Source organism: Azoarcus sp. PA01 (assembly GCA_001274695.2).
Classification (GTDB): Bacteria; Pseudomonadota; Gammaproteobacteria; order Burkholderiales; family Rhodocyclaceae; genus Aromatoleum.
This window is the reverse complement of record LARU01000002.1, coordinates 1,768,604-1,792,406: the sequence shown is the minus strand read 5'-3', so window position 1 is coordinate 1,792,406 and position 23,803 is coordinate 1,768,604. Positions and strand designations below refer to the sequence as shown.

General features: G+C 68.3%; 26 protein-coding genes. 20 read left to right on the top strand and 6 right to left on the bottom strand.

Going from position 1 to position 23,803, the window contains the following annotated elements; translation table 11 throughout:
- Positions 1 to 4 precede the first annotated feature (4 nt).
- The 4 genes from PA01_09215 to PA01_09200 all read right to left on the bottom strand — a co-directional run bounded on the left by PA01_09215 (position 5) and on the right by PA01_09200 (position 4,690).
- Entirely contained in the window at positions 5 to 1,060 is a 1,056-nt protein-coding gene (locus tag PA01_09215; protein KON81743.1) for an FAD:protein FMN transferase, read from the bottom strand.
- Positions 1,060 to 2,070, bottom strand: a complete 1,011-nt coding sequence (gene gshB / locus PA01_09210; GenBank protein ID KON81742.1) for a glutathione synthase — start codon at positions 2,068 to 2,070, stop codon at positions 1,060 to 1,062. The genes PA01_09215 and gshB overlap by 1 nt, the downstream gene beginning before the upstream one ends.
- Positions 2,071 to 3,366, bottom strand: a complete 1,296-nt coding sequence (gshA, locus tag PA01_09205) for a glutamate--cysteine ligase (protein KON81741.1) — start codon at positions 3,364 to 3,366, stop codon at positions 2,071 to 2,073.
- A 94-nt stretch (positions 3,367 to 3,460) separates the two neighbouring features.
- Positions 3,461 to 4,690, bottom strand: coding sequence for a class I SAM-dependent methyltransferase (locus PA01_09200; protein ID KON81740.1), 1,230 nt, complete (start codon positions 4,688 to 4,690; stop codon positions 3,461 to 3,463).
- A gap of 206 nt (positions 4,691 to 4,896) precedes the next feature.
- Here PA01_09200 and PA01_09195 point away from each other — a divergent pair, with 206 nt between their 5' ends.
- From PA01_09195 to PA01_09160, 8 genes are all read left to right on the top strand, one after another.
- Positions 4,897 to 5,685: an EcsC family protein gene (locus PA01_09195; protein KON81739.1), complete on the top strand. Its 789-nt coding sequence runs from the start codon at positions 4,897 to 4,899 to the stop codon at positions 5,683 to 5,685.
- A 61-nt stretch (positions 5,686 to 5,746) separates the two neighbouring features.
- Positions 5,747 to 6,145, top strand: coding sequence for a DUF488 family protein (locus PA01_09190; GenBank protein KON81738.1), 399 nt, complete (start codon positions 5,747 to 5,749; stop codon positions 6,143 to 6,145).
- 174 nt (positions 6,146 to 6,319) lie between these two features.
- A complete protein-coding gene (gene napE, locus PA01_09185) occupies positions 6,320 to 6,508 on the top strand; it encodes a periplasmic nitrate reductase, NapE protein (protein ID KON81737.1) in 189 nt (62 codons plus the stop codon).
- A 2-nt stretch (positions 6,509 to 6,510) separates the two neighbouring features.
- Complete coding sequence (locus PA01_09180; GenBank protein ID KON81736.1) at positions 6,511 to 6,837, top strand: chaperone NapD; 327 nt, start codon at positions 6,511 to 6,513, stop codon at positions 6,835 to 6,837.
- The gene (gene napA / locus PA01_09175; GenBank protein ID KON81735.1) at positions 6,809 to 9,301 is read left to right on the top strand and encodes a periplasmic nitrate reductase subunit alpha; all 2,493 of its coding nucleotides are present in this window, start codon (positions 6,809 to 6,811) and stop codon (positions 9,299 to 9,301) included. The genes PA01_09180 and napA overlap by 29 nt, the downstream gene beginning before the upstream one ends.
- A 9-nt stretch (positions 9,302 to 9,310) precedes the next feature.
- Positions 9,311 to 9,865, top strand: a complete 555-nt coding sequence (locus tag PA01_09170; GenBank protein ID KON82416.2) for a nitrate reductase cytochrome c-type subunit — start codon at positions 9,311 to 9,313, stop codon at positions 9,863 to 9,865.
- Positions 9,865 to 10,530 carry a cytochrome c3 family protein gene (locus PA01_09165; GenBank protein KON81734.2) on the top strand — a complete coding sequence of 222 codons (666 nt, stop codon included), beginning with the start codon at positions 9,865 to 9,867 and terminating at the stop codon, positions 10,528 to 10,530. The genes PA01_09170 and PA01_09165 overlap by 1 nt, the downstream gene beginning before the upstream one ends.
- A gap of 377 nt (positions 10,531 to 10,907) precedes the next feature.
- Positions 10,908 to 11,399, top strand: a complete 492-nt coding sequence (locus PA01_09160) for a chaperone NapD (GenBank protein ID KON81733.1) — start codon at positions 10,908 to 10,910, stop codon at positions 11,397 to 11,399.
- A gap of 43 nt (positions 11,400 to 11,442) precedes the next feature.
- On the opposite strand, the gene PA01_09155 is transcribed toward PA01_09160, so the two are convergent.
- Positions 11,443 to 12,495, bottom strand: coding sequence for a PHB depolymerase family esterase (locus PA01_09155; protein ID KON81732.1), 1,053 nt, complete (start codon positions 12,493 to 12,495; stop codon positions 11,443 to 11,445).
- Between the two features lie 273 nt (positions 12,496 to 12,768).
- On the opposite strand from PA01_09155, the gene PA01_09150 reads away from it, so the two are divergent.
- Positions 12,769 to 13,749, top strand: a complete 981-nt coding sequence (locus PA01_09150) for an MBL fold metallo-hydrolase (protein ID KON82415.2) — start codon at positions 12,769 to 12,771, stop codon at positions 13,747 to 13,749.
- 3 nt (positions 13,750 to 13,752) lie between these two features.
- On the opposite strand, the gene PA01_09145 is transcribed toward PA01_09150, so the two are convergent.
- On the bottom strand, positions 13,753 to 14,472 hold the full coding sequence (locus PA01_09145) for a DUF1499 domain-containing protein (protein KON81731.1): 720 nt from the start codon (positions 14,470 to 14,472) through the stop codon (positions 13,753 to 13,755).
- A gap of 380 nt (positions 14,473 to 14,852) precedes the next feature.
- On the opposite strand from PA01_09145, the gene PA01_09140 reads away from it, so the two are divergent.
- The 11 genes from PA01_09140 to PA01_09090 all read left to right on the top strand — a co-directional run bounded on the left by PA01_09140 (position 14,853) and on the right by PA01_09090 (position 23,775).
- Complete coding sequence (locus PA01_09140) at positions 14,853 to 15,383, top strand: SoxR reducing system RseC family protein (protein KON81730.1); 531 nt, start codon at positions 14,853 to 14,855, stop codon at positions 15,381 to 15,383.
- A 13-nt stretch (positions 15,384 to 15,396) separates the two neighbouring features.
- Positions 15,397 to 15,978: an electron transport complex subunit RsxA gene (gene rsxA, locus PA01_09135; protein KON81729.1), complete on the top strand. Its 582-nt coding sequence runs from the start codon at positions 15,397 to 15,399 to the stop codon at positions 15,976 to 15,978.
- Positions 15,979 to 15,991: 13 nt separating this feature from the next.
- Positions 15,992 to 16,522 carry an RnfABCDGE type electron transport complex subunit B gene (locus PA01_09130; protein KON81728.1) on the top strand — a complete coding sequence of 177 codons (531 nt, stop codon included), beginning with the start codon at positions 15,992 to 15,994 and terminating at the stop codon, positions 16,520 to 16,522.
- Positions 16,523 to 16,531: 9 nt separating this feature from the next.
- The gene (gene rsxC / locus PA01_09125; protein ID KON81727.1) at positions 16,532 to 18,055 is read left to right on the top strand and encodes an electron transport complex subunit RsxC; all 1,524 of its coding nucleotides are present in this window, start codon (positions 16,532 to 16,534) and stop codon (positions 18,053 to 18,055) included.
- On the top strand, positions 18,052 to 19,140 hold the full coding sequence (locus PA01_09120; GenBank protein KON81726.1) for an RnfABCDGE type electron transport complex subunit D: 1,089 nt from the start codon (positions 18,052 to 18,054) through the stop codon (positions 19,138 to 19,140). The genes rsxC and PA01_09120 overlap by 4 nt, the downstream gene beginning before the upstream one ends.
- On the top strand, positions 19,137 to 19,772 hold the full coding sequence (gene rsxG / locus PA01_09115; GenBank protein KON81725.1) for an electron transport complex subunit RsxG: 636 nt from the start codon (positions 19,137 to 19,139) through the stop codon (positions 19,770 to 19,772). Before PA01_09120 ends, rsxG begins: the two co-directional genes overlap by 4 nt.
- A complete protein-coding gene (locus PA01_09110; protein KON81724.1) occupies positions 19,769 to 20,434 on the top strand; it encodes an electron transport complex subunit E in 666 nt (221 codons plus the stop codon). The genes rsxG and PA01_09110 overlap by 4 nt, the downstream gene beginning before the upstream one ends.
- A gap of 20 nt (positions 20,435 to 20,454) precedes the next feature.
- Entirely contained in the window at positions 20,455 to 20,754 is a 300-nt protein-coding gene (locus tag PA01_09105) for an RnfH family protein (GenBank protein ID KON82414.1), read from the top strand.
- A 465-nt stretch (positions 20,755 to 21,219) separates the two neighbouring features.
- On the top strand, positions 21,220 to 21,735 hold the full coding sequence (locus PA01_09100; GenBank protein KON81723.1) for an acyloxyacyl hydrolase: 516 nt from the start codon (positions 21,220 to 21,222) through the stop codon (positions 21,733 to 21,735).
- A gap of 68 nt (positions 21,736 to 21,803) precedes the next feature.
- Entirely contained in the window at positions 21,804 to 23,042 is a 1,239-nt protein-coding gene (locus PA01_09095; protein ID KON81722.1) for a DUF2254 domain-containing protein, read from the top strand.
- Positions 23,043 to 23,268: 226 nt separating this feature from the next.
- The gene (locus PA01_09090; GenBank protein KON81721.1) at positions 23,269 to 23,775 is read left to right on the top strand and encodes a DUF4112 domain-containing protein; all 507 of its coding nucleotides are present in this window, start codon (positions 23,269 to 23,271) and stop codon (positions 23,773 to 23,775) included.
- Positions 23,776 to 23,803: the final 28 nt, after the last annotated feature.

The window sequence follows — 23,803 nt, the reverse complement described above, 5'->3', positions numbered from 1 at the left end:
TAACCTATTCGACGACCGTGACGCCCGGCGTGTCGGACGGGAACTGGAGGCGGGCGCGCAGCGCGCGGGTGACTTCGACGCGCCCGTCGGCACTGACGCGCAGCGCGTGGTCGATGTCGTAGCGGCGCGTGTATTCGCGCCAGTCGTCGCCGGCGATGAAAGCGGGCTTGCTCGCCGCGTCCGACAGCGTGCCGGCGTCCTCGCGCGGCGTGACGAGCACCGTCACTGACTGGCTGCCGGTCGCGGGCATGCCGGTGCGCGGATCGAGCAGATGCGAATAACGGCGCCCCTCGAGTTCGAAATAGCGCTGGTAGTCGCCCGACGTCCCGATCGCCTCGCCGTCGTACAGCGGCAGCGTCGCGAGCGGTTGCGGCTCGCGCGGATGCTGCAGCCCGAGGCGCCACGGCGTGTCGCCTTTCTTGCCGAGCGCCATGACGTTGCCGCCGATATTGACGAGCGCGTTGTCGATGCCCTTGTCGCGCAGGATCGCGACGGCGCGGTCGAGCGCGTAGCCTTTCGCGTAACCGCCCAGATCGAGCTGCACGACCGGATTGCGGCTCTCGACGCGCTTGCCGGTGATGACGAGGTCCGACATGCGCGGTCGCGCTTCGATCACCGTGCGCAGCGCCGCCGGATCGGGCAGGCGCGGCACGAATTCGTCGGCGTGAAAGCCCCACAGGCCCATCAGCGCGCCCATCGCCGGGTTGAACAGCCCGTCGCCGGCCGCGGACAGGCGCTGCGCGTCGGTCAGCATCGCCGCGAGCTCGGCGGACACCACGGCGGCTTCGCTGCGCGCGATCGCCTCGTTCAGCGCCGTCAGCTCCGAAGGCTGCCACGCGTGGTACGCGCGGTGCAGGCGGTCGAACTCCTGCAGCACCGCGCCCATCGCCTCGGCCGCGACTTCGTGCGGTTCGCCGTACACGGTGAGATCGACGCGCGTGCCGAACACATAGGCTTCCTGATGGAAGAGCTGCGGCTGCTTGCATGCCCCGAGGAGCACGACGCACCCCAGCGCGACCCACGCCGCGCCGAGGCGGGCCAGCCTGTGCCATCCGCGCATCAGGCGCAGGCCTGTTCGAGCTTGTCGACGAACAGCCCGGCGACCGAAAAACCGGTCTGCGCGGCGATCTCGACGAAGCACGTCGGGCTCGTGACGTTGATTTCGGTCAGGTGGCCGCCGATGACGTCGAGGCCGACGACCATCAGGCCGCGCTGCCACAGGACCGGCGCGAGGAATTCGGCGATCTCGCGCTCGCGCTCGGTCAGCGGCATCGCCACGCCGCGTCCGCCGGCAGCGAGGTTGCCGCGCGTCTCGCCGGGCTTCGGAATGCGCGCGAGCGCATACGGCACGACTTCGCCGCCGATGATCAGCACGCGCTTGTCGCCGTCGGCGATCGCCGGCAGATAGCGCTGCGCCATGATCGTACGGCGGCCTTCGTGCGTCAGCGTCTCGACGATGACGTTGCGGTTCGGATCGGAAGCCGTCACGCGGAAGATCTGGCTGCCGCCCATGCCGTCGAGCGGCTTGAGGATCACGTCGCCGAGCTCGTCGATGAACGCGTCGATGTCGGCCGCGTCGCGCGCGACCAGCGTCGTCGCGGTGAACTGCGGGAATTCGGTGATCGCGATCTTCTCCGAATGGTCGCGGATCGCGCGCGGATCGTTGAAGACGCGCGCCCCGCCGGCGACGGCGCGTTCGAGCAGCCAGGACGCGGTGATGTATTCGAAGTCGAACGGCGGGTCCTGGCGCATCACGACCGCGTCGAACGCGGCGAGCGGCAGCGACGCCTCGTCGCCCGCTTCGTACCAGCCGCGCTCGTCGGCCCGGGTGTGGATCGCGTGGCTGCGCGCGGCGACCACGCCTTCGCGCCAGGTCAGCGCCTCGCGCTGGATCGCCGATACGCGATGGCCGCGCGCCGCGGCTTCGCGCATCATCGCGATGCTCGAATCCTTGTAGGCCTTGAGGCCATGCAGCGGGTCGAGGATGAAGGCGAGGTCCAGCGGACGCGACGGCTGCACTTTCGGCTCAGGCACCGCGCGCTCGCCCGGAATTCGATCGGGATGGTTCATTCACGCCGCCAGCTCGGCTTCGGCCGGCATCGTTTCCTCGATCTCGATCGACGCCGCGAGCAGCGCGAGCCGGGCGACGACCCCGTACGCGTAGAAGCGGTTCGGCGCCGCGTCCGGCCCCTGGCGGCAGTCCGGCAGCGAGCAGCAGGTCTCGAACGCCAGCGGCTTGAAGTGCATGCCCGGCGCGTTGAGGTTCTCGTCGCGCGCGCGCTCGGTGTGGACGCGGTAGAAGCCGCCCACGACGTAGTGGTCCATCATGTAGACGACCGGCTCGGCGACCGCGTCGTCGACGGTCTCGAACGTATGCACGCCTTCCTGGATGATGACTTCGTGCACCTCGAGGCCTTCCTTGACGACGCTCATCTTGTTGCGCTGGCGGCGGTTCAGGCCGCGCACTTCGGACGCGTCCCGCACCGTCATCACGCCCATGCCGTAAGTGCCGGCATCGGCCTTGACGACGACGAACGGCGTCTCGGTGACTTCGTATTCGCGGTATTTCTCGCGGATGCGCGTGAGCAGCGTGTCGACCTCGTCGGCGAGGCGTTCCTCGCCGGCGCGTTCGTGGAAGTCGATCTGGCTGCACACGCCGAATTCGGGGTTGATGCGCCACGGGTCGATGCCGATGACCGACGCGAAATCGCGCGCGACGCGATCATAGACGGCGGCGTGGATCGACTTGCGGCGCACGTGCCAGCCCGCATGCAGCGGCGGGATCAGCCACTGGTCGTCGAGTCCCTTGAGGATCGCCGGCACGCCGCCCGACAGGTCGTTGTTCAGCAGCACCGCGCACGGCTCGAAGCCCGCAAGGCCGAGGCGCGCGCCGTGCCGCTCGAGCGGCTCGAGCGTCAGCGTGCTGCCGTTCGCCAGTTCGAGCGTCGTTGGCGCTGTGATTTCGGGCAGCAGTGAGCCGAGGCGCACGTCGAGCCCGGTGAGCTGCAGCACCGACACCAGCTTCGCGACGTTCTGCAGGTAGAACTGGTTGCGCGTGTGGTTTTCCGGGATCAGCAGCAACTGCCGCGCATCGGGGCAGATGCGCTCGATCGCCGCCTGCGCCGCCTGCACGCACAGCGGCATGAAAGCGTCATTGAGGTTGTTGAAGCCGCCCGGGAACAGGTTCAGGTCGACCGGCGCGAGCTTGAATCCGGAGTTGCGCAGATCCGTCGAGCCGTAGAACGGCGGCAGGTGATCCTGCCACTGCACGCGCATCCAGCGTTCGATTTCGGTCGCATGGTCGAGGAAGCGCTTTTCCAGTTCCAAAAGCGGGCCGGTCAGCGCGGTAGTCAGATGAGGAACCATGAGCTTTTCTCGGGAAAGTCCGCAGGCGGACGTGCCGCGGCAAGTGAATTGCAACCAATATTACACCAGCCGGCGTGGCGCGCTCCCACGCCACTCAGACCGCGGCGAACGCCCGGAAGTGCTCCGGCAGCGGCGCGTTTTCGAGGCTGCGCTGCGAAAACAGGAAGCGGCCATCGCAGACGAAACCCAGATCGGCCCAGTCGACATCGTTCAGCGCGTCGCGGAACGCCGCGAGGTCGATGTCCGCGCGGCGCGGGAAAACCGCCAGCACCGCGCCGTCGTAATGGCGGCAGGCGTGCAGGAAAAACGGCCGCGGCGTGCGGGTGCGGCCATTGACGTACACCCGCGGCTGCTCCGACTGATGGTAGCCGCGCCCCCAGTGCCACCAGTTCGACTCGTCGAAAGGCTGGACGCGCCGCGCGATCAGCCGCGCCTTGTGGGCGAGCAGCGCCGGCGGCGGCGGATCACCGGGCGCGATCCACAGCATGCGCCGCGTCTCGCCGGTCCGGAGCGTCGCCGAGCAGACGAAATCGCGGTTTGCGCCCGCCGCGCCCGCATACAGGTCGTCCGCGCCGGACACCGCGCCGACTTTGACGAACGCGACGTCCGACAGCCGCAGCGGATAGTCGCCGCGCGCGAACATCAGGTGGCCGGCGCATTCGACGAGGTGGCGAGCCTGCCAGCGCGGCGCGGCGAGCGCCGCGGCAAGCCGGTCGGCGACGCCGATCTGCGCATAGCGCATGTCGCGCACGAAGCAGTCCTTCTCGAAGCGCCAGATCAGGCAGTTCGGCACCGCGTCGTCGAACACCCGCGCGTCGCCCAGTTCGATCGCGTCGGTGATCGTGCCGGCAGCGAACAGCAGCCGGTTGAGCTTCACTGCCGACGTCCCCTTGAGGAAATCGCGCGGCGTGATGAAAATCAGCTCGCCGCCCGGCGCGAGATGGCGCACGCACTTCTCGATGAAGAACAGGTACAGGTTCGAGCGCCCGTCGAAATGTTCCGCGTGCAGCAGCCGTCGCGTTGCCGGCGGAATGTCCTGGAAGCGCACGTAAGGCGGATTGCCGATGATCGTGTCGAAGCGCTCGGCGACCGGATAGGCGAAAAAGTCCTCGTTCAGCGCGCCCGGCGGGCAATGCGTGCGGTCGAACTCGATACCCACCGCGCCGGGCAAGTGGCGCAGGAACGCGCCGTCGCCGCACGCCGGCTCGAGCACCCGACCGCGATTGCGCCGCAGCGCGAGCATCGCCTGCACGACCGGCTCGGGCGTGAACACCTGGCCGAGCGCGGCCACGTCGCGCAGGCCGAGTTCGAGCTGCACGCTCATGGGCGGCACTTCGCAGCACCGGCGCCGGGGTTTGCGCGGAAAAGCTGCACGGGTTTCATCGGCATCTTCGGGCTCGTATCGGGAAACGGCAAAGCCTGCGAAGATAAACTGCCGCGCAAACCGACGCAACGCGCCACGCGTGCCGGGGGCCCGGGAGGGAACCGTCTTCCCCGCCGCCCCTCTGACCTTCGATACCGGAGCCACGCATGGGACTGACCGCCGCTGACCTCGAAGACCTGCGCCAGGCGCGCGCGCTGCTCGAGAACCCCGGGCTGGCCGCGCGCATCAGCGACGTCGTCGGCTCGCCGATCGAGCGCGGCTTCGCGATGCTGCCGAAGAGCTGGAACACGGCAGTGATGAACGCGACGCGCAAGGCGATCGAGAGCGCGCTCGACGTCGCGTTGCGCACGCTCGAGCGCGAACCGGCCGAGACGACGTCGACGACCTCGAACCGCTGGCACAAGCTCGCAGTCGGGACGACCGGCGCGGCGGGCGGCGCGTTCGGCCTCGCGGCGCTGGCGATCGAGCTGCCGCTGTCGACGACGATCATGCTGCGCTCGATCGCCGAGATCGCGCGCAGCGAAGGCGAAGACCTCGGTTCGGCCGAAGCGCGCCTGCAGTGCATCCAGGTGCTCGCGCTGGGCGGGAAATCCGGCCAGGACGACGCCGCCGAAACCGGATACTTCGCGGCGCGCGCGGCGATGGCGAAAGCGGTCTCCGAAGCGGCGCGATACGCCGCGCAGCAGGGCACGATCGCCCGCGGCGCGCCGGCGATCGTGCAGCTCATCACCCAGGTCGCGTCGCGTTTTTCGATCACCGTTTCGCAGAAAGTCGCCGCACAGGCCGTGCCGGTCGTCGGCGCGCTTGGCGGCGCGGTGATCAACACTTTGTTCATCGACCACTTCCAGGACATGGCCCGCGGCCACTTCACCGTGCGCCGCCTCGAACGGCTGCACGGTGCCGACGAAGTCAGGCTCGTCTATAAGGAACGGTGAAGCTCGCCGCGGGGCCGCCCGCCCGCCGGCGAGCTTCCCGGCAACACACGAGGAGGCAGCGATGGTCGTTCGTATCGTGCGGCTCGGCACGCCGCGCGCCACCGAGGAAGGGCTGCGCATCGGGACGGTGCGCCGCCCGCCGCGCGGCGTGCCGAAAACCGAGTTCGCGTCGCGCGACTGGTACGACGTCTGGTATCCGAACCTCGCGCCGAGCGTCGCGACGATGAAAATGGCGCACCATGCCGTCACGCCCGCCGACTGGCATGCTTTCGCGAAACACTACCGCGCCGAGATGACGACGCCCGACAACAGCCGCTCGCTCGACGTGCTCGCGGCCCTGTCGCACAGTGCGAACTTTTCCGTCGGCTGCTATTGCGCCGACGAATCGCATTGCCATCGCTCGATTCTTCGCGCGCTGCTGACCGAGAAAGGCGCGCGAGTCGATCCGGCCGGCTCCTGATCCCTGCGCCTCGCCGCGGGAAAACTTACCGGCTTTTTGCAGTTCCTACCGCTCCGGCGTCATCACCGGCGGCCGGCGCCTGCCGCCGCCGGCATCGGGCCTCAGGTCCGTCGATTGCTGGCGCAACGCTTTGTCGTCATCGACGAATCCCGTTACCCGCTACCGGAGACCGTCATGCCTGTATCGCCTGGATCGCAAACGCCTTCCTCGGCTCCTCCGCCTTCGACGCCGCAGGAAGAGCTGCGCAGCTTCCTGTTCCTCGCCGTCGTTACTGCACCGGTGCTCGCCGTCATCGTCGTCGGCGGCTACGGTTTCCTCGTCTGGATGTACCAGCTGCTGTCCGGCCGGCTGCCGACGGCCTAGTGATGTCTCCGCCAAGCGCGCTACCCGAAGTCGCCGCGATGCGCGAAGTGCACATCGCCGGAATTCTCGTGCAGGCGCGCCCGGACTGCGCCGCGAGCGTTACGGCAGCGATCGACGCGATACCGGGACTCGACGTGCGGGCCGCTGCGGCCGACCGGGTGGTCGTCGTCAGCGAATGCCCGAGCGCCGCAGCGACGCTCGCGCTGATCGACCGCATCCGTGCGCTGCCCGGCGTGCTGAACGTCGCGCTGGTCTATCAGCACGCCGAAAGCGCCGCCGCGATGGAAGAGGAGTTGTCCGATGAAACTGACCCGCCGGGAGTTCATTAAGCACTCGGCCGCTGCCGCGACCGCCGTCGCGGCCGGAATCCCGCCTGACGCATTCGGCCAGAACGTCGTCACCGACGCGACGCTGACGCAGCTCAAATGGGACAAGGCGCCGTGCCGTTTCTGCGGCGTCGGCTGCGGCGTCAATGTCGGCGTCAAGGACGGCCAGGTCGTCGCGACGCACGGCGACAGCAACGCCGAGGTGAACCGCGGCATCAACTGCGTGAAAGGCTATTTCCTGTCGAAAATCATGTACGGCGCCGACCGCCTCACCGAGCCGCTGCTGCGCCAGACGAACGGACAATACGACAAGAACGGCGAACTGCAGCCGGTGTCGTGGGAGCGCGCGTTCGACGTCATGGCCGCGCAGTTCAAGAAGACGCTGCGCGACAAGGGCCCGAGCGCGGTCGGGATGTTCGGCTCGGGGCAATGGACGATCTGGGAAGGCTACGCCGCGCTGAAGCTGATGAAAGCCGGTTTTCGCACCAACAACCTTGACCCGAACGCGCGCCACTGCATGGCTTCCGCAGTCGCCGGCTTCATGCGCACTTTCGGCATGGACGAGCCGATGGGCTGCTACGACGACATCGAGCAGGCCGACGCTTTCGTGCTGTGGGGTTCGAACATGGCCGAGATGCACCCGATCCTGTGGACCCGGGTCACCGACCGCCGGCTGTCGGCGCCGCACGTCAAAGTCGCGGTGCTGTCGGTGTTCGAGCATCGCTGCTACGACCTCGCCGACGTCGCGCTGACGTTCCGGCCGCAGACCGACCTGGCGATCCTCAACTACATCGCGCATCACATCATCCGCAGCGGCCGCGTGAATCGCGATTTCGTGAACCGGCACACGCGCTTCATGCTCGGCAACACCGACATCGGCTACGGGCTACGCCCCGAACATCCGCTGCAGCAGGCGAAGAATGTCGGTGACCCAGGCGGCGGCAAGCCGATCACGTTCGACGAGTACGCGGCCTTCGTCAGCCGCTACGACCTCGACACCGTCGCCGAGCTGTCGCACGTGCCGCGCGAGCGCCTCGAACGGCTCGCCGCGCTGTACGCCGACCCGGCGGTGAAGCTCGTGTCGTTCTTCACGATGGGTTTCAACCAGCACACGCGCGGCACGTGGTGCAGCCACCTGCTCTACAACCTGCATCTCTTGACCGGCAAGATCTCGGCGCCGGGCAACGGCCCGTTCTCGCTGACCGGGCAGCCGTCGGCGTGCGGCACCGCGCGCGAAGTCGGCACGTTCTCGCACCGCCTGCCGGCCGACATGCTCGTGACGAATCCCGAGCACCGCCAGAGCGCCGAACGCATCTGGAAGCTGCCCCCGGGCACGCTCCCGGACAAGCCGGGCTACCACGCGGTGCTGCAGAACCGCATGCTCAAGGACGGCAAGCTCAACGCGTACTGGGTGATGTGCAACAACAACATGCAGGCGACGCCGAACATCATGGAAGAGGCTTATCCCGGCTATCGCAACCCGGAGAACTTCATCGTCGTCTCGGATGCCTACCCGACCGTGACGACGCTCGCCGCCGACCTCGTGCTGCCGACCGCGATGTGGGTCGAGAAGGAAGGCGCGTACGGCAACGCCGAGCGGCGCACGCAGTTCTGGCACCAGCTCGTCAAGGCGCCGGGGCAGGCGCGCTCGGACCTGTGGCAGCTCGCCGAATTCTCGAAGCGCTTCCGCATGGACGAAGTGTGGCCGAAGGAGCTGCTCGACCAGGCGCCTTTGTTCCGCGACAAGACGCTGTTCGATCTGCTCTTTCGCAACGGCAGCGTCGACCGCTTCCCGAACTCGCAGATCGGGTCCGGCTACCTGAACGACGAAGCCGAAGCTTTCGGCTTCTACATCCAGAAAGGCCTGTTCGAGGAATACGCCGAGTTCGGCCGCGGCCACGGCCACGACCTCGCGCCGTTCGACCTGTATCACGAAGCACGCGGGCTGCGCTGGCCGGTCGTCAACGGCCGCGAGACGCGCTGGCGCTACCGCGAAGGCTACGATCCGTACGTCAAGGCCGGCGAAGAGGTGCGCTTCTACGGCCACGCGGACGGCAAGGCGGTCCTCTATGCGCTGCCGTACGAGCCCGCCGCCGAGGAGCCCGACGACGACTACCCGTTCTGGTTATGCACCGGCCGCGTGCTGGAGCACTGGCATTCCGGCTCGATGACGCGACGCGTGCCCGAGCTGCATCGCGCAGTCCCGAACGCGGTGTGCTTCATGCACCCCGAGGACGCCCGCAAGCTCGGCCTTCGCCGCGGCGACGCAGTCGAGCTGGTGTCGCGGCGGGGCGCGATGAAGACCCGCGTCGAGACGCGCGGGCGGGACAAGCCGCCGCCCGGCCTCGTGTTCGTGCCGTGGTTCGACGCGAGCCAGCTGATCAACAAGGTGACGCTCGACGCGACCTGCCCGATTTCGCTGCAAACCGACTTCAAGAAATGCGCGATCAACATCCGCAAGGCGTAGGAGAACGCAATGCGCGCCCTTCCTGTGATGCGTCCCGTCAGCCTCGTCGTCGTGTGCGCCGCTCTCGCCTTCGCGCCGGCCGCGACGCTCGCGCAGCGGCTAGTGCCTTCCGATCTGCCCGGCCATTACGACCGCATGCGCGGCAACGTTCCGATCCCCGAGGAGGCCACGCCGCAGCCGCTCACGAACCCGGACAACAGCGACGTGCGCCGCTCGCGCGCGTACGCGATGCAGCCGCCGGTCGTGCCGCACAAGATCGAAGGCTACCAGCTCGACCGCAGCGCGAACCGCTGCATGTTCTGCCATGCCCGCACGCGCACTGAGCAAAGCCAGGCGCCGATGATCAGCGTCACGCACTTCCAGGACCGTGACGGCAATTTCCTCGCCGAGCTGTCGCCGCGGCGCTACTTCTGCCTGCAGTGCCACGTTCCGCAGGCGCCGGTGAATCCGCTCGTCGACAACCGTTTCGTCGACGTCGAAACGATGCTGCGCCGCGGCAGTTCGCCTTCAGTGCCGCCCGGCGAAGCGGAGCCGGCGTCGCCGCGCCAGCCGGAGCAACGATGATCCGCCTGCTGCGCCGTTACTGGCAGGTGATCCGGCGCCCTGCGGTCCATTACAGCCTCGGTTTCCTGACGATCGGCGGCTTCATCGGCGGCGTCATGTTCTGGGGTGCGTTCAACACGGCTCTCGAAGCGACGAACACCGAAACGTTCTGCACCAGCTGCCACGAGATGCACGACAACGTCTACCAGGAGCTGCAGGGCACAATCCATTTCACGAACCGCAGCGGCGTGCGCGCGACCTGCCCGGACTGCCACGTGCCGCACCGCTGGACGTCGAAGATCGCGCGCAAGATGCAGGCTTCGAAAGAAGTCTGGGGCAAGCTTTTCGGCACGATCGACACAGCGGAAAAGTTCGAGGCGCTGCGCCTGCAGCTCGCGTCGAACGAATGGAAGCGGCTGAAAGCGAACGATTCGCTCGAATGCCGCAACTGTCACAAGTTCGAATACATGGACTTCACGCGCCAGAGCCCGCGCGCGAACCGTGCGCATTCGACTTCGCTCGCGAGCGGCACGCGCACCTGCATCGACTGCCATGTCGGCATCGCGCACCGCCTCCCGGACCTCGCCGGCATCGCGAAGCTCCCCGCGGAGCGCCGCAGTCCCGATGCCTTGCCGGCAATCGTGCGCAGCGGTGGCGTCGAACCGCCTGACGAAAGGACGGAGTGAGGAATTCTGCGCGCGCACGCTGATCCAAGCGCATATGGAGCATGAAAGCGCACGCACGCCGCGATCGTCGCGCAACCTCGTGACAGCGGCATGAGTTCGCGTGAACCTGCTCCCAGCGTCCCTCCAGGCGGTGGATCTGTCCCCGGTGCACGCTCAGTGGCGTTCGTTACCGCATGAACCTACTCGTTGTTGACATATCGAATACCCATTAAGCTGTATCCTTCACATGGCTTTCCGCGGTAGGGCCGGGCGGGCCCAACGCAACCCCGCGAATGCACAGGGAGCGTCTACAATGGCGCGCCGGGCGACCGGAGGCATGCAGGCGGCATCGCCGCTTCGCGCTTCTGGACAGCAAGCCTTGTTCTGGAGCGATGGCAATGGATGCACGATCGAGTTCCCCCTGGAAGAGGCAACACCAGCTTCCGCGCCTGATTCTTCTCGCGCTGGCAGGTGTTTTTCTCGGCGTTGTCGTCAACCCGGCGCTCGCGTTGCTGCCGGTCGCGCTCCACTTCCTCTTCAGGAGCTTCAGCGCGCGACCCGGCTCTGCGACCGAGAGTGCGCCGCCGCTGGTCGCCGACGATTTTCCGGAGCATGTCCCCGGCATTCTCGTCGAGACCGAACCCGCACGTACTGCGGAAGTGGCCCGCGCAATCGCGGCAGTGCCGGAGCTCGACATCTGCACGATCAACCCGGCAGGCAAGCTCGCCGTGATCAGCGACTGCACGCGTTTTTCCGACACGCTGGAACTGATCAGCTGGATGCGGGAACTCCCTGGCGTCGTGACGGTGACGCCGGTGTACCACCGCGAAAACGCTGACGCGGCGAACGACGCGTCGCGGCATCGCGCCGAAGAACGCCACACTCTTTAGCCCGCTCGCCCGGGCCTGTTGCCCCGTTGCATCCGCCACTGCGTCACGCGACACACGCGTCGAAGAAGCGCCAGAAAAGCTTCAACGCGTCGGGTCCGCGCGGATCGGAGAAAGCCTGCTTCGCGGCCCCGCCGCTCCACGCGTGGCCGAGCCCGGCGACGCGGATCATCCGCACGTAGGCGCGACGGTCGCGCTTCCAGTCGGTCACCGCGTATGGATGGCGCGCGCCGCGCCGCGCCGCACGGGAAATTCCCGCCGACGCGACGACCGGCGCCATCAGCCCGAGCCAAAGCGCGACGGACTCCTCGGCGTTCGCCCAGGCGACGCTGCGATCGGCGTCGCCGTGGATCACGATCAGCGGCGGCAGGCGGCGCCCGCCGAGCCGCTGGCGCAGCCCAGCGAGTTCGGGCGAGCGCCGGCCGCGCATCGCGTGCCCGGCCTGCAGCGCCGACGACGCGCTGTGCGGCACGGCGCCCGAGTGCGTGCCGACGGCGGCGAAAAGCGCCGGATAGCGCAGCGCGAGCGTCAGCGCCATCGCGCCCCCTGCCGACAGGCCGAGCGCGAACACCCGGTCGGCGCGCAAGCGGTGGGCGGCACAGACGTGGTCGACGATGGCTTTGAGGATCGCGGCCTCGGTCGCGACGACCGGCTCGCGCCCGAACCAGTTCCAGCAGCGGTTCGGGTTCGCCTCGGACGCCTGCTCGGGCAACAGCACCGCATAGCCTCCGGCACGGGCGTTCGCCGCGGCGCGCGTCGTCGCCGCGAAACTCGCCGAATCCTGGCCACAGCCATGCAACAGCACGACGAGCGGCAGCGGTCCGCGCACGCCCGGCGGCAGGTACAGGCGATAGCGGCGCATCGCCATCGGCCCGAGGCCCCAGCGGCCGACTTCCCAAAGCCCGCCGCCGCGCGTCGCGGGAGGCGGCGTCGGCGTCGCGACGCCGGTCAAGAGCTGCGTCGCAGCTTTGCGCAGCGCCGGTCCGGCGCGCTTCGCCGTCGCCTTGCCGGCCGCCCGGTTGATCTTTCCCGACGCGCGGGCCGTCGTCCGGGCGAGATCGAACCACACGCCGACCCAGCCGGATTTTCGTGCTCCCATCGACGATTTCTCCCTGTGATGGCGATGCCGGCGACTTGCCTCGCACCCTGCCGGGGAGGCCCGACGATAACCGCGATCGCCGCCGACGCCCGCAAGCCTTTGTTTCATTCCCGCTGCGCGCCGAATGCTCCGGCGCTCTCCGCCCGCGGTCGCGCCTGCGCCGCGGCGGCCGGATGCCATCCGGTGGTCTAAGCTTCGGAAAGGTTTACCGGCGTTGAAAGGGCAAGATGATGCGGCAGCGCGCCGCCCGCCGCCGCTACGGAGGGGAAAAGAATGAAAACGACAGCTTTCGCGCTCGCGCTTTCAGCTATCGCGGCCGCGGCGCCGGCAACTGCGGCCACGCCCGCGGCGGAAGGCGCAACCGTCAGGATCACGCCGCTCGGAAGCCACGACGGCGAATTCTGCGCGTTTGACCGCGCGATGGTGTTCGAGGACCCTGACGGCACCCGCATCCTCTACGACGCCGGGCGCACCGTGCGCGGCGCCGACGACCCACGGCTCGGCCAGATCGACGCGGTGCTGCTGACGCACGTGCATGGCGACCATCTCGGCGACGCGCACACGCCGGCGGCGAACGCGGGGGAATGCGGCAAACCGGATGCGTCGGTGAAAGTGACGCCGAATTCCAACACCGTGAACATCGCCGTCGGCAAGAAAGCGAAACTCGTCGTCGGCGGCGAAATGCACGGCTTTCTCGCCGCCCGTCTGAAGGCCGCGGGCGGCGACCCGAAGCAGGTCCAGCTGCTGCGCTTCGGCGGCAGCGCAAAAGTCGGCGGCGTCACCATCGCCAGCGTGCCGGCGGTGCACAGCAACGGCCTCGACCCGGCGTTTCTCGACGACGGCCACGCCGAAGCGCTGAAAGCCGCCGGCTTGACCGCTTACGTCGGCCCGCCCGGCGGTTACGTGCTGAAATTCTCGAACGGCCTCGTCGCGTACCTGTCCGGCGACACGGGCGTGACGGCCGAGCAGGATCTCGTCGTGCGGCGCTTCTACAACGCGAAGCTCGCGGTGATCAACATCGGCGGCACGTTCACGACGGGACCGGCCGAAGCGGCCCACGTCATCAACGAAATGGTCAAGCCGAACGCAGTGATCGCGTCGCATGCGAACGAGGCGGCGACGCGCGATGGCGAGCTGCTGCCCGAGACGCGCACCGCGCAGTTCGGCAACGCGCTAACGGCGCCGATGCGCGTGCCGCTGAGCGGCCGGACGATGACGTTCGACGCCGACGCGAAATGCCTCTCCGGCTGCTGAACGTCAGTCGGCGAAGTCCGCGAGCTTCGCCAGATAGGCACGAATGCGCTTCGCGTTGGCGCCGACATCGCTGACGCCGACGCGTGACGCCGAGCGGACATCGATGCGGCTGCCGCCTTGCAGCGGCGTGACGCGCACGACGACATCGTCCTTGAAGCCGAACCACAGCGTCGTCGCCGTTGCTTCGAGCCGTCCCGCGGCCGCGTCCTGCGCGACGATCTCCCAGCCCATCGCGCGCGCCGCCCGCAACGCGTGCGCGAACGCATCCTCCGGCGGCAGCGGCAGCACGAGCGGCCGGATGTCGGGATAGGCACGACGCTGGGCGTCGGCAACAGCCGGCCCGCCATGCTCGGGCGGATTCGACGCGTCGCCCCGCTGCGCCAGCACTGCGGCGAAAGCGGGCGGATCGTCGAGGTCGGTGCTGATGTCGTGAATCGGCGGCACCTGGCCGGCCGCCTGCATCCAGTACGCCGGCACGGCCGCCACGGCGACGCCGAGCACGAGTGCGGCGGCAAAGCTGCGCGCGTACCCGGCGCGCAGCTTCGGCACGAGCAGGCCGACGAGCGCGACCGCGGCCGCCGCGAGCCCGAAATACGCAGCCCATTTCAGCAGCATGAAGCCGGTGGGAAACGGCCACACTCCGAAGCGCGTGCCCGAGCCGGACAGGAACAGCACCACGGCGGCGAGGATCGCGACGCCAAGCGTGAGGCGGGACAGCATCATCGGTCGAATCTCCTCGGTTCGATTCCCGCACCTGCGGTGCTGGCGAATATCCTGCCGTCGCGCGACGCGTCCGGCGACCGGATTCGGACTGCAACTATAGGGCAGCGTCTCGGCTGCGGCCGCCGTTTTTGTCGGGATCAGGGAGCGCCGGGCGCCCGGAACCGTGGAAAAGCGACGCGCTGAACGCCGGCCTTGCGTTACACCCATTGACTTTTAGTATTGATTTTATGTATCGTTTGCAAAACTGATTGTTTGACATCAACCTTTTTGCTGCGCGGCGGTCACGCCGCTGTATGCGGGACGGCGAGCGCGGGGAAAAGACCCGGGGCCGGCCCGTCGCACGGCAACGGCAGCATTTCGACGAAGGAGGTTCGGCCAACATGAATGGGCGGGAACAGGACGGCATCGCCGGCAGCGGCGCGCCGCTGCTCGAAGGCACTGCGCGCGTCGTCGGAGTCGCCGGCACCGTCGCGTGGCTCGAGCCGGAGCCGAGCGCCGGGTGCGGCAACTGCGCGGCGTTGCGCAGCTGCGGTTCGACGACTTTCGCCCTCGCCAGCGGCGCCGGCACGTTCTCGCGGCGGATCGCGGCGCGCCGTTTTCCGGTCGCGACGGGCGGCGACGGGCCCTGCCTCGCAGTCGGCGACCGGGTCGTCGTCGGCGTCGGCGAGGACGCGCTCGCGACGGCCGCGCTGACCGCCTACGCGCTGCCGCTCGCGATCATGCTCGGCGCGGGCGCAACTGCCGAGCTGGCAGCCGGCAGCGACCTGGCCACTTTCGGCGCGATGGCCGGCGGCCTCGTGCTCGGCCTCGCGATCGCCCGCCGCGTCGCGTCGCGGCTTGCCGCCAGCGGCAGCACGGTGCCGCGCTTCGTGCGCCACGCGAGCCGCGACTTGTCGCGCAACCCCGTGTGAGCGGGAGCACGCGATGCACGAATATGCGCTCCTGCTGCTGTCGACCGCGCTCGTCAACAACGTCGTGCTGGTCAAATTCCTCGGCCTGTGCCCGGCGATGGGGGTGTCGAGAAGCATGGACGCGGCGCTCGGCATGGGGCTCGCGACGACTTTCGTCATCACGCTCGCCGCGGCCGCGAGCTGGATGCTCGAGCACTGGCTGCTTGCGCCGTTCGACCTCGGCTTCCTGCGCATCCTGAGCTTCATCCTGGTCATCGCGGCGGCCGTGCAATTCACCGAGATGGCGATCCGCAAGACGAGCCCGGCGCTGTATCAGAGCCTGGGCATCTACCTGCCGCTGATCACGACGAACTGCGCCGTGCTCGGTGTCGCGCTGCTCAACGTGCAGCAAGGCTACGGCTTCTTCAAGAGCGTGCTGTTCGGCTTCGGTTCGGCGCTCGGTTTCACGCTCGTGCTGCTGATCTTCGCCGGCCTGCGCGAACGCCTCGCGCTCGCGAGCGTGCCGGCCGCGTTCGCCGGCGCCCCGGCAGCGTTCATCACGATCAGCCTGCTGAGCCTCGCCTTCATGGGGCTGTCCGGCCTCGTCGCCACTTGAGGAGGAAAAAGAGGTGCTTTTCGCCGTCGTCAGTCTGACCGTTCTCGGCGCCGCGCTCGGCGTCATGCTCGGTCTCGCCAGCCGCTTTTTCGCCGTCGAGGCGAGTCCGGTCGTCGCCGAACTCGAGGCAATGATGCCCGGGTCGAACTGCGGCCAGTGCGGTTTCCCCGGCTGCGCCGGGGCCGCGGCGGCGATCGCGGCCGGCACCGCGTCCCCGGCCTGCTGCCCGCCGGGCGGACGTGCGCTCGCCGAGACGATCGCCGCGCGGCTCGGCATCGCCGTCGATCTCGCCGGCATGCGTGACGAAGGCCCGAAAGTCGCCGGCATCAGGGAAGAGATCTGCATCGGCTGCACGCGCTGCATCAAGGTCTGCCCGACCGACGCGATCCTCGGCGGACCGAAGCAGATCCACAACGTGCTGCGCGACGCCTGCACCGGTTGCGGCAACTGCATCGAGCGCTGTCCGACCGAAGCGATGGCGATGCAGCCGCTGCCGGTCACGCTGCAGCAGTGGGTCTGGCCGAAGCCGGCGGCCGGCGCCTGAGGAGACGCAATGGGCTTCATCGACCGCTTCCTGCGCACGCGCAAGTTCAGTCGCGGCATCCACCCCGAAGACCACAAGCGGCCGGCGGCGGACGCGCCGCTGCGCAAAATGCCGCTGCCCGAGCGGCTGTACGTGCCGCTGCTGCAGCACGTCGGCGCGCCGGCGCGCCCTGCCGTCGCCGTCGGCGATACCGTCAGCAAGGGACAGCGGATCGGCGAGCCGCAGGGCGCGATCTCCGCTGCGATCCACGCGCCGACTTCGGGGCGAATCGTCGCGATCGGCGACATCGTCGCACCACACCCGTCGGGGCTGCCGGTCGCGGCGATCACGATCGAAAGCGACGGCCGGGACGAGTGGACGCCGCTGACGCCGTGCGCCGACCCGTTCGCGCTCGACGCGGCCGAAATCGGCCGACGCGTTTCGGCAGCCGGGGTCGTCGGTCTTGGCGGCGCGGCGTTCCCGTCGGCGGTCAAGCTCAGCGGCGGGCGCGATGCGAACGTCGACGTGCTGATCATCAACGGCGGCGAATGCGAGCCGTTCCTGTCGTGCGACGACCGGCTGATGCGCGACCGCGCCGCCGACGCGATCGACGGCATCGCGATCATGCTGCACGCGACCGGGGCGCGCGAAGCGCGCATCGGCATCGAGGACAACAAGCCCGAAGCGATCGCGGCGATGCGCGCGGCCGCGGCCGGACACGCCAAAATCCGCGTCGAACCGGTGCCGACACGCTACCCGATGGGCTCGGAGAAGCACCTCGTGCTCGCGCTCACCGGGCTCGAAGTGCCGGCGAACGGTCGCCCCGCCGATGTCGGCGTCGTCGTGCACAACGTCGCCACCGCAGCCGCCGTGCGCGACGCAGTGCGTTTCGGCCGGCCGCTGCTGTCGCGCCTCGTCACCGTCAACGGCGTGTGCGTGCGCGAGCCCGGCAACGTCGAAGTGCTGATCGGCACGCTCGCCGATGCGGTGCTCGAATTCTGCGGCGGCGTGCGCGCCGACCGTGGCGCACCGGCGCGGCTGCTCCTCGGCGGCCCGATGACGGGCATGCAGGTGCCGACGCTGCACGTGCCGGTCATCAAGGGGAGCGGAGGCATCCTCGTCCTCGATCGCGACGAAGTCGGCGTGCGTACGCCCGGCCCGTGCATCCGCTGCAGCACCTGCGTGCGCGCCTGCCCGGTCGGCCTGTTGCCGCTCGAGATCGCCCGCCGCGTTCGCGCCGGCGATCTCGACGCTGCGGTGAAGTTCGGCCTCAAGGACTGCATCGCGTGCGGTTGCTGCGCCTACGACTGCCCGTCGCACATTCCGCTGGTGCAATACTTCCATCACGCCAAAGGCGAGCTCGCGGCGCGGGACCGCCACAAGCTGCGCAGCGAGGCGACGAAGACGCTCGCGCAGGCAAGAGCCGAGCGACTCGAACGCGAAGCGCGCGAGAAGGCCGAAACCGCCGCGCGGCGTAAAGCCGCGCCGGACGCGCAACCGGCTCCGGCACCCCGGCCTGCCGTCGCGACACCCCCGGCAGGAGAATCCGCATGAGCACGCTGCCTCACGCCTCGCCTCCCGCTTCGCCACACGCCCACGGCGGCGCGTCGATAGCGCGGACGATGCGCCACGTGCAGGTCGCGCTGCTGCCGGCGACGCTGTTCGGCTTCTGGCTGTTCGGCTGGCCCGCGGTGCATCTTTTCGTCATCACGGTCGGCACGTGCGTGCTGACCGAGCTCGTCTGCCAGCGCCTGATGGGCCTCGACAGCAGCTTCGGCGACGGCTCCGCCGTCCTGACCGGCTGGCTCCTCGCGCTGTCGCTGCCGCCGTGGGCGCCGGCGTGGATCGGCGCGCTCGGCGGCTTCATCGCGATCGCGATCGGCAAGCAGCTCTTCGGCGGCCTCGGCCAGAATCTTTTCAACCCGGCGATGGTCGCTCGCGTCGCGCTGCTCGTGTCGTTCCCCGTCGTGATGACGCAGTGGGTCGCGCCGCTGCCGATGACGGCCGACGGCGCGCCCGGCTTCGGCGAAGGGCTGTGGATCACGCTCGCGTCGCCGCCGCTTCCCGACGCGATTGCGTCGGCGTCGCTGCTCGGCCACGCCAAGACGGAGCTTTCCCGCGGCGTCGATCTGCTGCACGCGCTCGGCGCGGCGACCGATCCGCTGTTATCGTGGGCCGGCGCGCGTGCCGGCAGCCTCGGCGAAACCGGCGCGATCTTCCTTCTCGCCGGCGGGCTCTATCTGCTCGCCACCGGGGTCATCCGCTGGCATATCCCGCTCGCCGTCCTCGCCGGCCTCGCGATCCCCGCAGCAATCGGCCACGCGCTCGATCCGGCCCATTACCTGCCAGCCTCTGCGCATCTGCTGTCGGGCGCGGCGATCCTCGGTGCGTTTTTCATCGCCACCGACTACGTGACGTCGCCGAACACCGCGTTCGGACAGCTCGTCTTCGGCTTCGGCATCGGGCTCCTGACGTGGATCATCCGCAGCTGGGGCGGTTATCCGGAAGGCATGGCGTTCGCGGTGCTGCTGCTGAACGCGCTGACGCCGGTCATCGACCGCTACTGCCGGCCGCGCATCCTCGGCAGGACTTACCGTGGCGCCCCGATCGACGCCGCCGCGCAGCGAGGTGTGAAATGAGCGGATCCGATCGCGCGCCGGCACTCGACGCGGTCCGCGAGACGCTGCCCTACCAGCCGGTGCTGCTCGGTGCGATCGCGCTCGTCGCCGGCACTGCGCTCGCATGGGCGTTCGAGGCGACGAAAGTGCCGATCGCCGCCGCCGAGGAAAAAGATCTGCGCATGACGCTCGCGCAAGTGCTGCCGAGCGGCTTCGCCGACAACGACCTGCTGGCGGACGTCGTCGAGCTCGACGGCGCGAAAGGCAAAGTCACGGTGCATCTCGCGAAGCACGCGGGCATGCCGGTCGGCGCGGTGTTCAAGACCGCCGAGCGCGGCTATGCCGGCGACGTGACGGTGCTGATGGCCGTCGACGCGCGCGGCACGGTGCTCGGCGTGCGTGTCCTCAAGCACACCGAGACGCCCGGCCTCGGCGACAAGATCGAGACGGCGAAGTCGCGCTGGATCGACGGGTTCGCGGGCAAATCCCTCGCCGACCCGGCCCCCGCGAAGTGGGCCGTGACAAAGGACGGCGGCGTGTTCGACGCGTTCGCCGGCGCGACGATCACGCCGCGCGCGGTCGTCAAAGCCGTCAAAGGCGGGCTCGACTTCTTCGCCGCCCATCGCAGCGACCTTCTCGGAGACAAACCATGAACATCGGCGGCATCGTCAGGGACGGCGTGTGGGAGAACAACGTCGTCTTCTCGCAGATGCTCGCGCTGTGCCCGGCGATGGCGGTCACGACGACCGGCACGAACGCGCTCGCGATGGGGCTGGCGACGACGGCAGTGCTCGTCGTGTCGAACGTCCTCGTGTCGATGATCCGCAGGACGGTGAGCTCGCAGGTGCGCATCCCGGTTTTCGTCGTGCTGATCGCGACGCTGGTGACGATCGTCGACATGGCGATGAATGCGTGGGCGCACGAGCTGCACAAGATCCTAGGCCTCTTCATCGCGCTGATCGTCGTCAACTGCGCGATCCTCGGACGCGCCGAAGCGTTCGCGAGCAAGAACGGCGTCGCGGCTTCGGCCCTCGACGGGCTGGCGACCGGGCTCGGCTTCACGCTCGCCCTCACGGCGATCGGGCTGATCCGCGAGCTCCTCGGCTCCGGCACGCTGTTCGCGCAGGCGAGCCTGCTGCTCGGACCGGGCTTCGCGTTTCTCGAGATGCGAGTCCCGGAGTACGACGGCGCGCTGTTGATGATCCTGCCCCCGGGAGGCTTCGCGGTGCTCGGGCTGCTCCTCGCGGCCAAGCGGGTATTCGAAACCCGGCGGCAGGCAGTGCCGCAGGTGCCGGCTTCCGTGCCGAGCGCTTGAAGGAGAAAACGCAGATGTCCATGAAAATCGGCGTCGCCTATTCGGAGCCGTCGCACCAGGTGTGGCTGAACCTCGAAGTCCCGGACGGGACGACCGTCGGCGCGGCGATCGAGCGCTCCGGCATTCTTGCGCAGTTCCCGCATATCGACCTGGCAGTGCAGAAAGTCGGCGTTTTCGCGAAAGTCGTGAAACTCGACACGCCGCTCAAGCACGGCGACCGGGTCGAGATCTACCGCCCGATCACGTGCGACCCGAAAGCGGTGCGCAAGAAAGCCGACGCCGACGACACGTCCGCGAAAAGCGCAGCGATACCGGCCTGACCGACCGCTCGCGCCGCCGCGGCGCCCGGCGGCACCGGCCATCTCCCCTTCCGCTCTCGAAGCGGACGTGGGTGTTGTCGAGGCGCTCGATGAGCGGCCGGTCGAACTCGGGCGGGCACTCCTCGTTCGGCACGCGGTTCACGTCGTTCTTCGTTACGTTGCGTCGATCGGATCGCGAGTAGCCGCAAGACAAAACGCATCCGCCGCTCGGCCAACCATGCTGTCCGGCCCTCCGGGAAAGCCCGGAACAGCCGAGCTCGTTCCGCATTTCCCCTATTTTCTTTGTGTATTCAATAAGTTTTTACGTTTGACGCCCATCAATTTGCGGGGAAATTTCCGTCTCTAGACTTTGCACTACCTCACAGGAGGTATCTCACTATTATTAAAGTGGCAGTCAAATACGACCGTTCGCCCTGAGCCCGAACGGCATCGGCTTGCAGGATTAATAACAAAAAAGGTATTTCGATGAACAAACTGTTTTTGGCGGGCGCTCTTGCAGCGATATCGATGGGAAGCGTCAGCGCTGCACACGCGACCGATGTGACTTTCGCTGTCGGCCAGACGGGCGACTCGACGATGGTTTATCGGGTCAGCACTCAGGTCGACTTCGGCAGCCGCTGGCTGCAGAGCAGCACGGGGCATCTCGGCGGTTACTGGGATGCGGGCTACACGTACTGGGAAGGCGACGAGACGGCCAGCAACCACAGCCTGTCCTTCAGCCCGGTGTTCGTCTACGAATTCACCGGCACGACGTTCCGGCCGTACGTCGCGATCGGCATCGGGATCGCGGCCTTCAGCAGCACCGAGGTCGAAGGCAACGACCTCGGCTCGTCGTTCCAGTTCGAGGACCGCCTTGGCTTCGGCGTCCGTTTCGCCGATCAGGAGCTCGGCGTGCGGGTGATCCACTATTCCAATGCCGGGCTCAAGCAGCCGAACGACGGAGTCGAGACATACACGGTGCATTACCGGCTGCGCTTTTGAAAAGGGCAAAGCGTCACGGCCGCCAGGACTAGAATGGCTGCCATGCTCGAACGGACAGGAAATCCGGTTTGTCGCGCCTGCGCTGGCTGATCATCGAAGTCGGCCGGCGTCTGTGGCTGCGGGCAACGCTCTTTGCCGTGGCCGGGATCCTCACTGCCGCTGCCGGAATCGTCCTCGCGCCACTCATTCCTGCCGACTGGCCGGGCAAGATCGGCGCCGCGAGTATCGGCAATGTGCTGGAGATACTCGCATCGAGCATGCTGGCCGTGACGACGTTTTCACTGGTGACGATGGTATCTGCCTACGCCACCGCATCGAGCGCGACAACGCCGCGGGTCGCCGAGCTGCTGATTCAGGACAGCAGCGCGCAGAATGCGCTGGGCACTTTCGTCGGCAGTTTCCTGTTCAGCCTGGTTGGCATCATTGCGCTCAACGCCGGCGTGTATGGAGACAGTGGCCGGGTGGTGCTGTTCGCCGGCACGATCGGAATCATCGGCGTCATCGTGCTCACGCTGCTGCACTGGATCGACTTGCTGGCACGGTTCGGGCGTGTCGGCGATGCGATCGACCGCGTCGAGGCCGCCGCGGAGCATGCCCTGCGGGCGCGCTGGAAGCATCCATCCCTCGGCGGGCGCATGCCGATCGGACCGCCACCGACCGTCGCTTCGGTCACCAGCACCCGGATCGGCTACCTGCAGCATATCGACGTGGACACGCTGGAGCGGCTGGCGTGCGCGGCAGGCGGCGAAATCCACGTGGACGCAATCCCGGGCGACTTCGTCGATACGGTCGCGCCACTCGCCTGGTTCGACTTCGTGCCGGATGACAAATTCCTGCACGCCGCACGTCAGGCTTTCCATGTCGGCGAGCGACGCTCCTTCGATCAGGATCCTCGCTTCGGCATCATCGTGTTGTCGGAGATCGCATCGAAAGCGCTATCACCGGCAATCAACGACCCCGGCACCGCGATCGCGACACTCGCCGCCCTGGCCCGCGTGCTCGCGCTCCTGACCGAAGCGCGGGACGAAGACAGCGAAATTTTCCATCCACACGTTTTCATCCCGCCGCTCGCGGTCGAAGACCTTTTCAACGATGCGTTCTCGCCCATTTCCGCGGCTGGAGCCGGCACGCTGGCCGTGGGCATCCGGCTGCAAAAAACCTTGCGCTCGCTGTCCCGCCTGGCCCACCCGGCCTTTCGCGCCGCGGCGCGACAGCAGTCGCAACTCGCGCTGGGGCGAGCCCGGCACGCCCTGCCCCTGAAAGAAGACGTGGCGAAAATCGAGCAGCTCGCAGCCGCGCTCGGGTGAGCCCTGAAACTCCACCCCACGCCCCCCTCCGCCTCGGCGGGCGCATGAGGAACGCCGTTTGCACCGCAACGGCAAGCGGCTGCGACGCCGCGCGACGTCCCGATTCCCCTCCAACCGCTCCCCGCACGATGCCCGACGATCCGCTCCCCGAAATCCTGCGACCATCGCACGACGCCACCTGCGGCAGCCCTGCCGGCCGGCAGTCGCGACGCGCGGAAGGTAGCCGATGAAAGCGCGGCGCGACGCCGGCGGAGCGGGCCGGGACGTTCGCGGCGACGCCGCCCGCACGCGCGAGAAACTGCGGGCGCTCGCGTGGCTGCTCGACAGTTCGATCCGCCTGCCCGGCGGCTTCAGGATCGGCGTCGAAGCGTTGATCGGCCTCGTGCCGTTTCTCGGTGACGCGGTGGGGGTGCTGCTGTCGGGCTACATCGTGCGCGAGGCCGCGCGGCTCGGCGTCCCGCGCGGCGTGCTGCTGCGCATGATCGGGAACGTCGCCATCGAGGGGCTCGTCGGCCTCGTGCCAATCCTCGGCGACGTGTTCGACGCAGCGTGGAAAGCGAACCAGCGCAACGTGCAGCTGCTCGAGCGCCACTTCGACGACCCGGTCGCGAGCACGCGCAGCAGCCGCCGCCTCGTCGCACTGGTCATCGTCGCGCTCCTCGTCGTGATGCTGCTCTTCGCGACGATCTCTGCGTTTTTCGTCAAGGCGATCCTCGCCGCCGCCGGCGCGTGAGCCGGTGCGCAGCGGCCAGCCGGTCGTC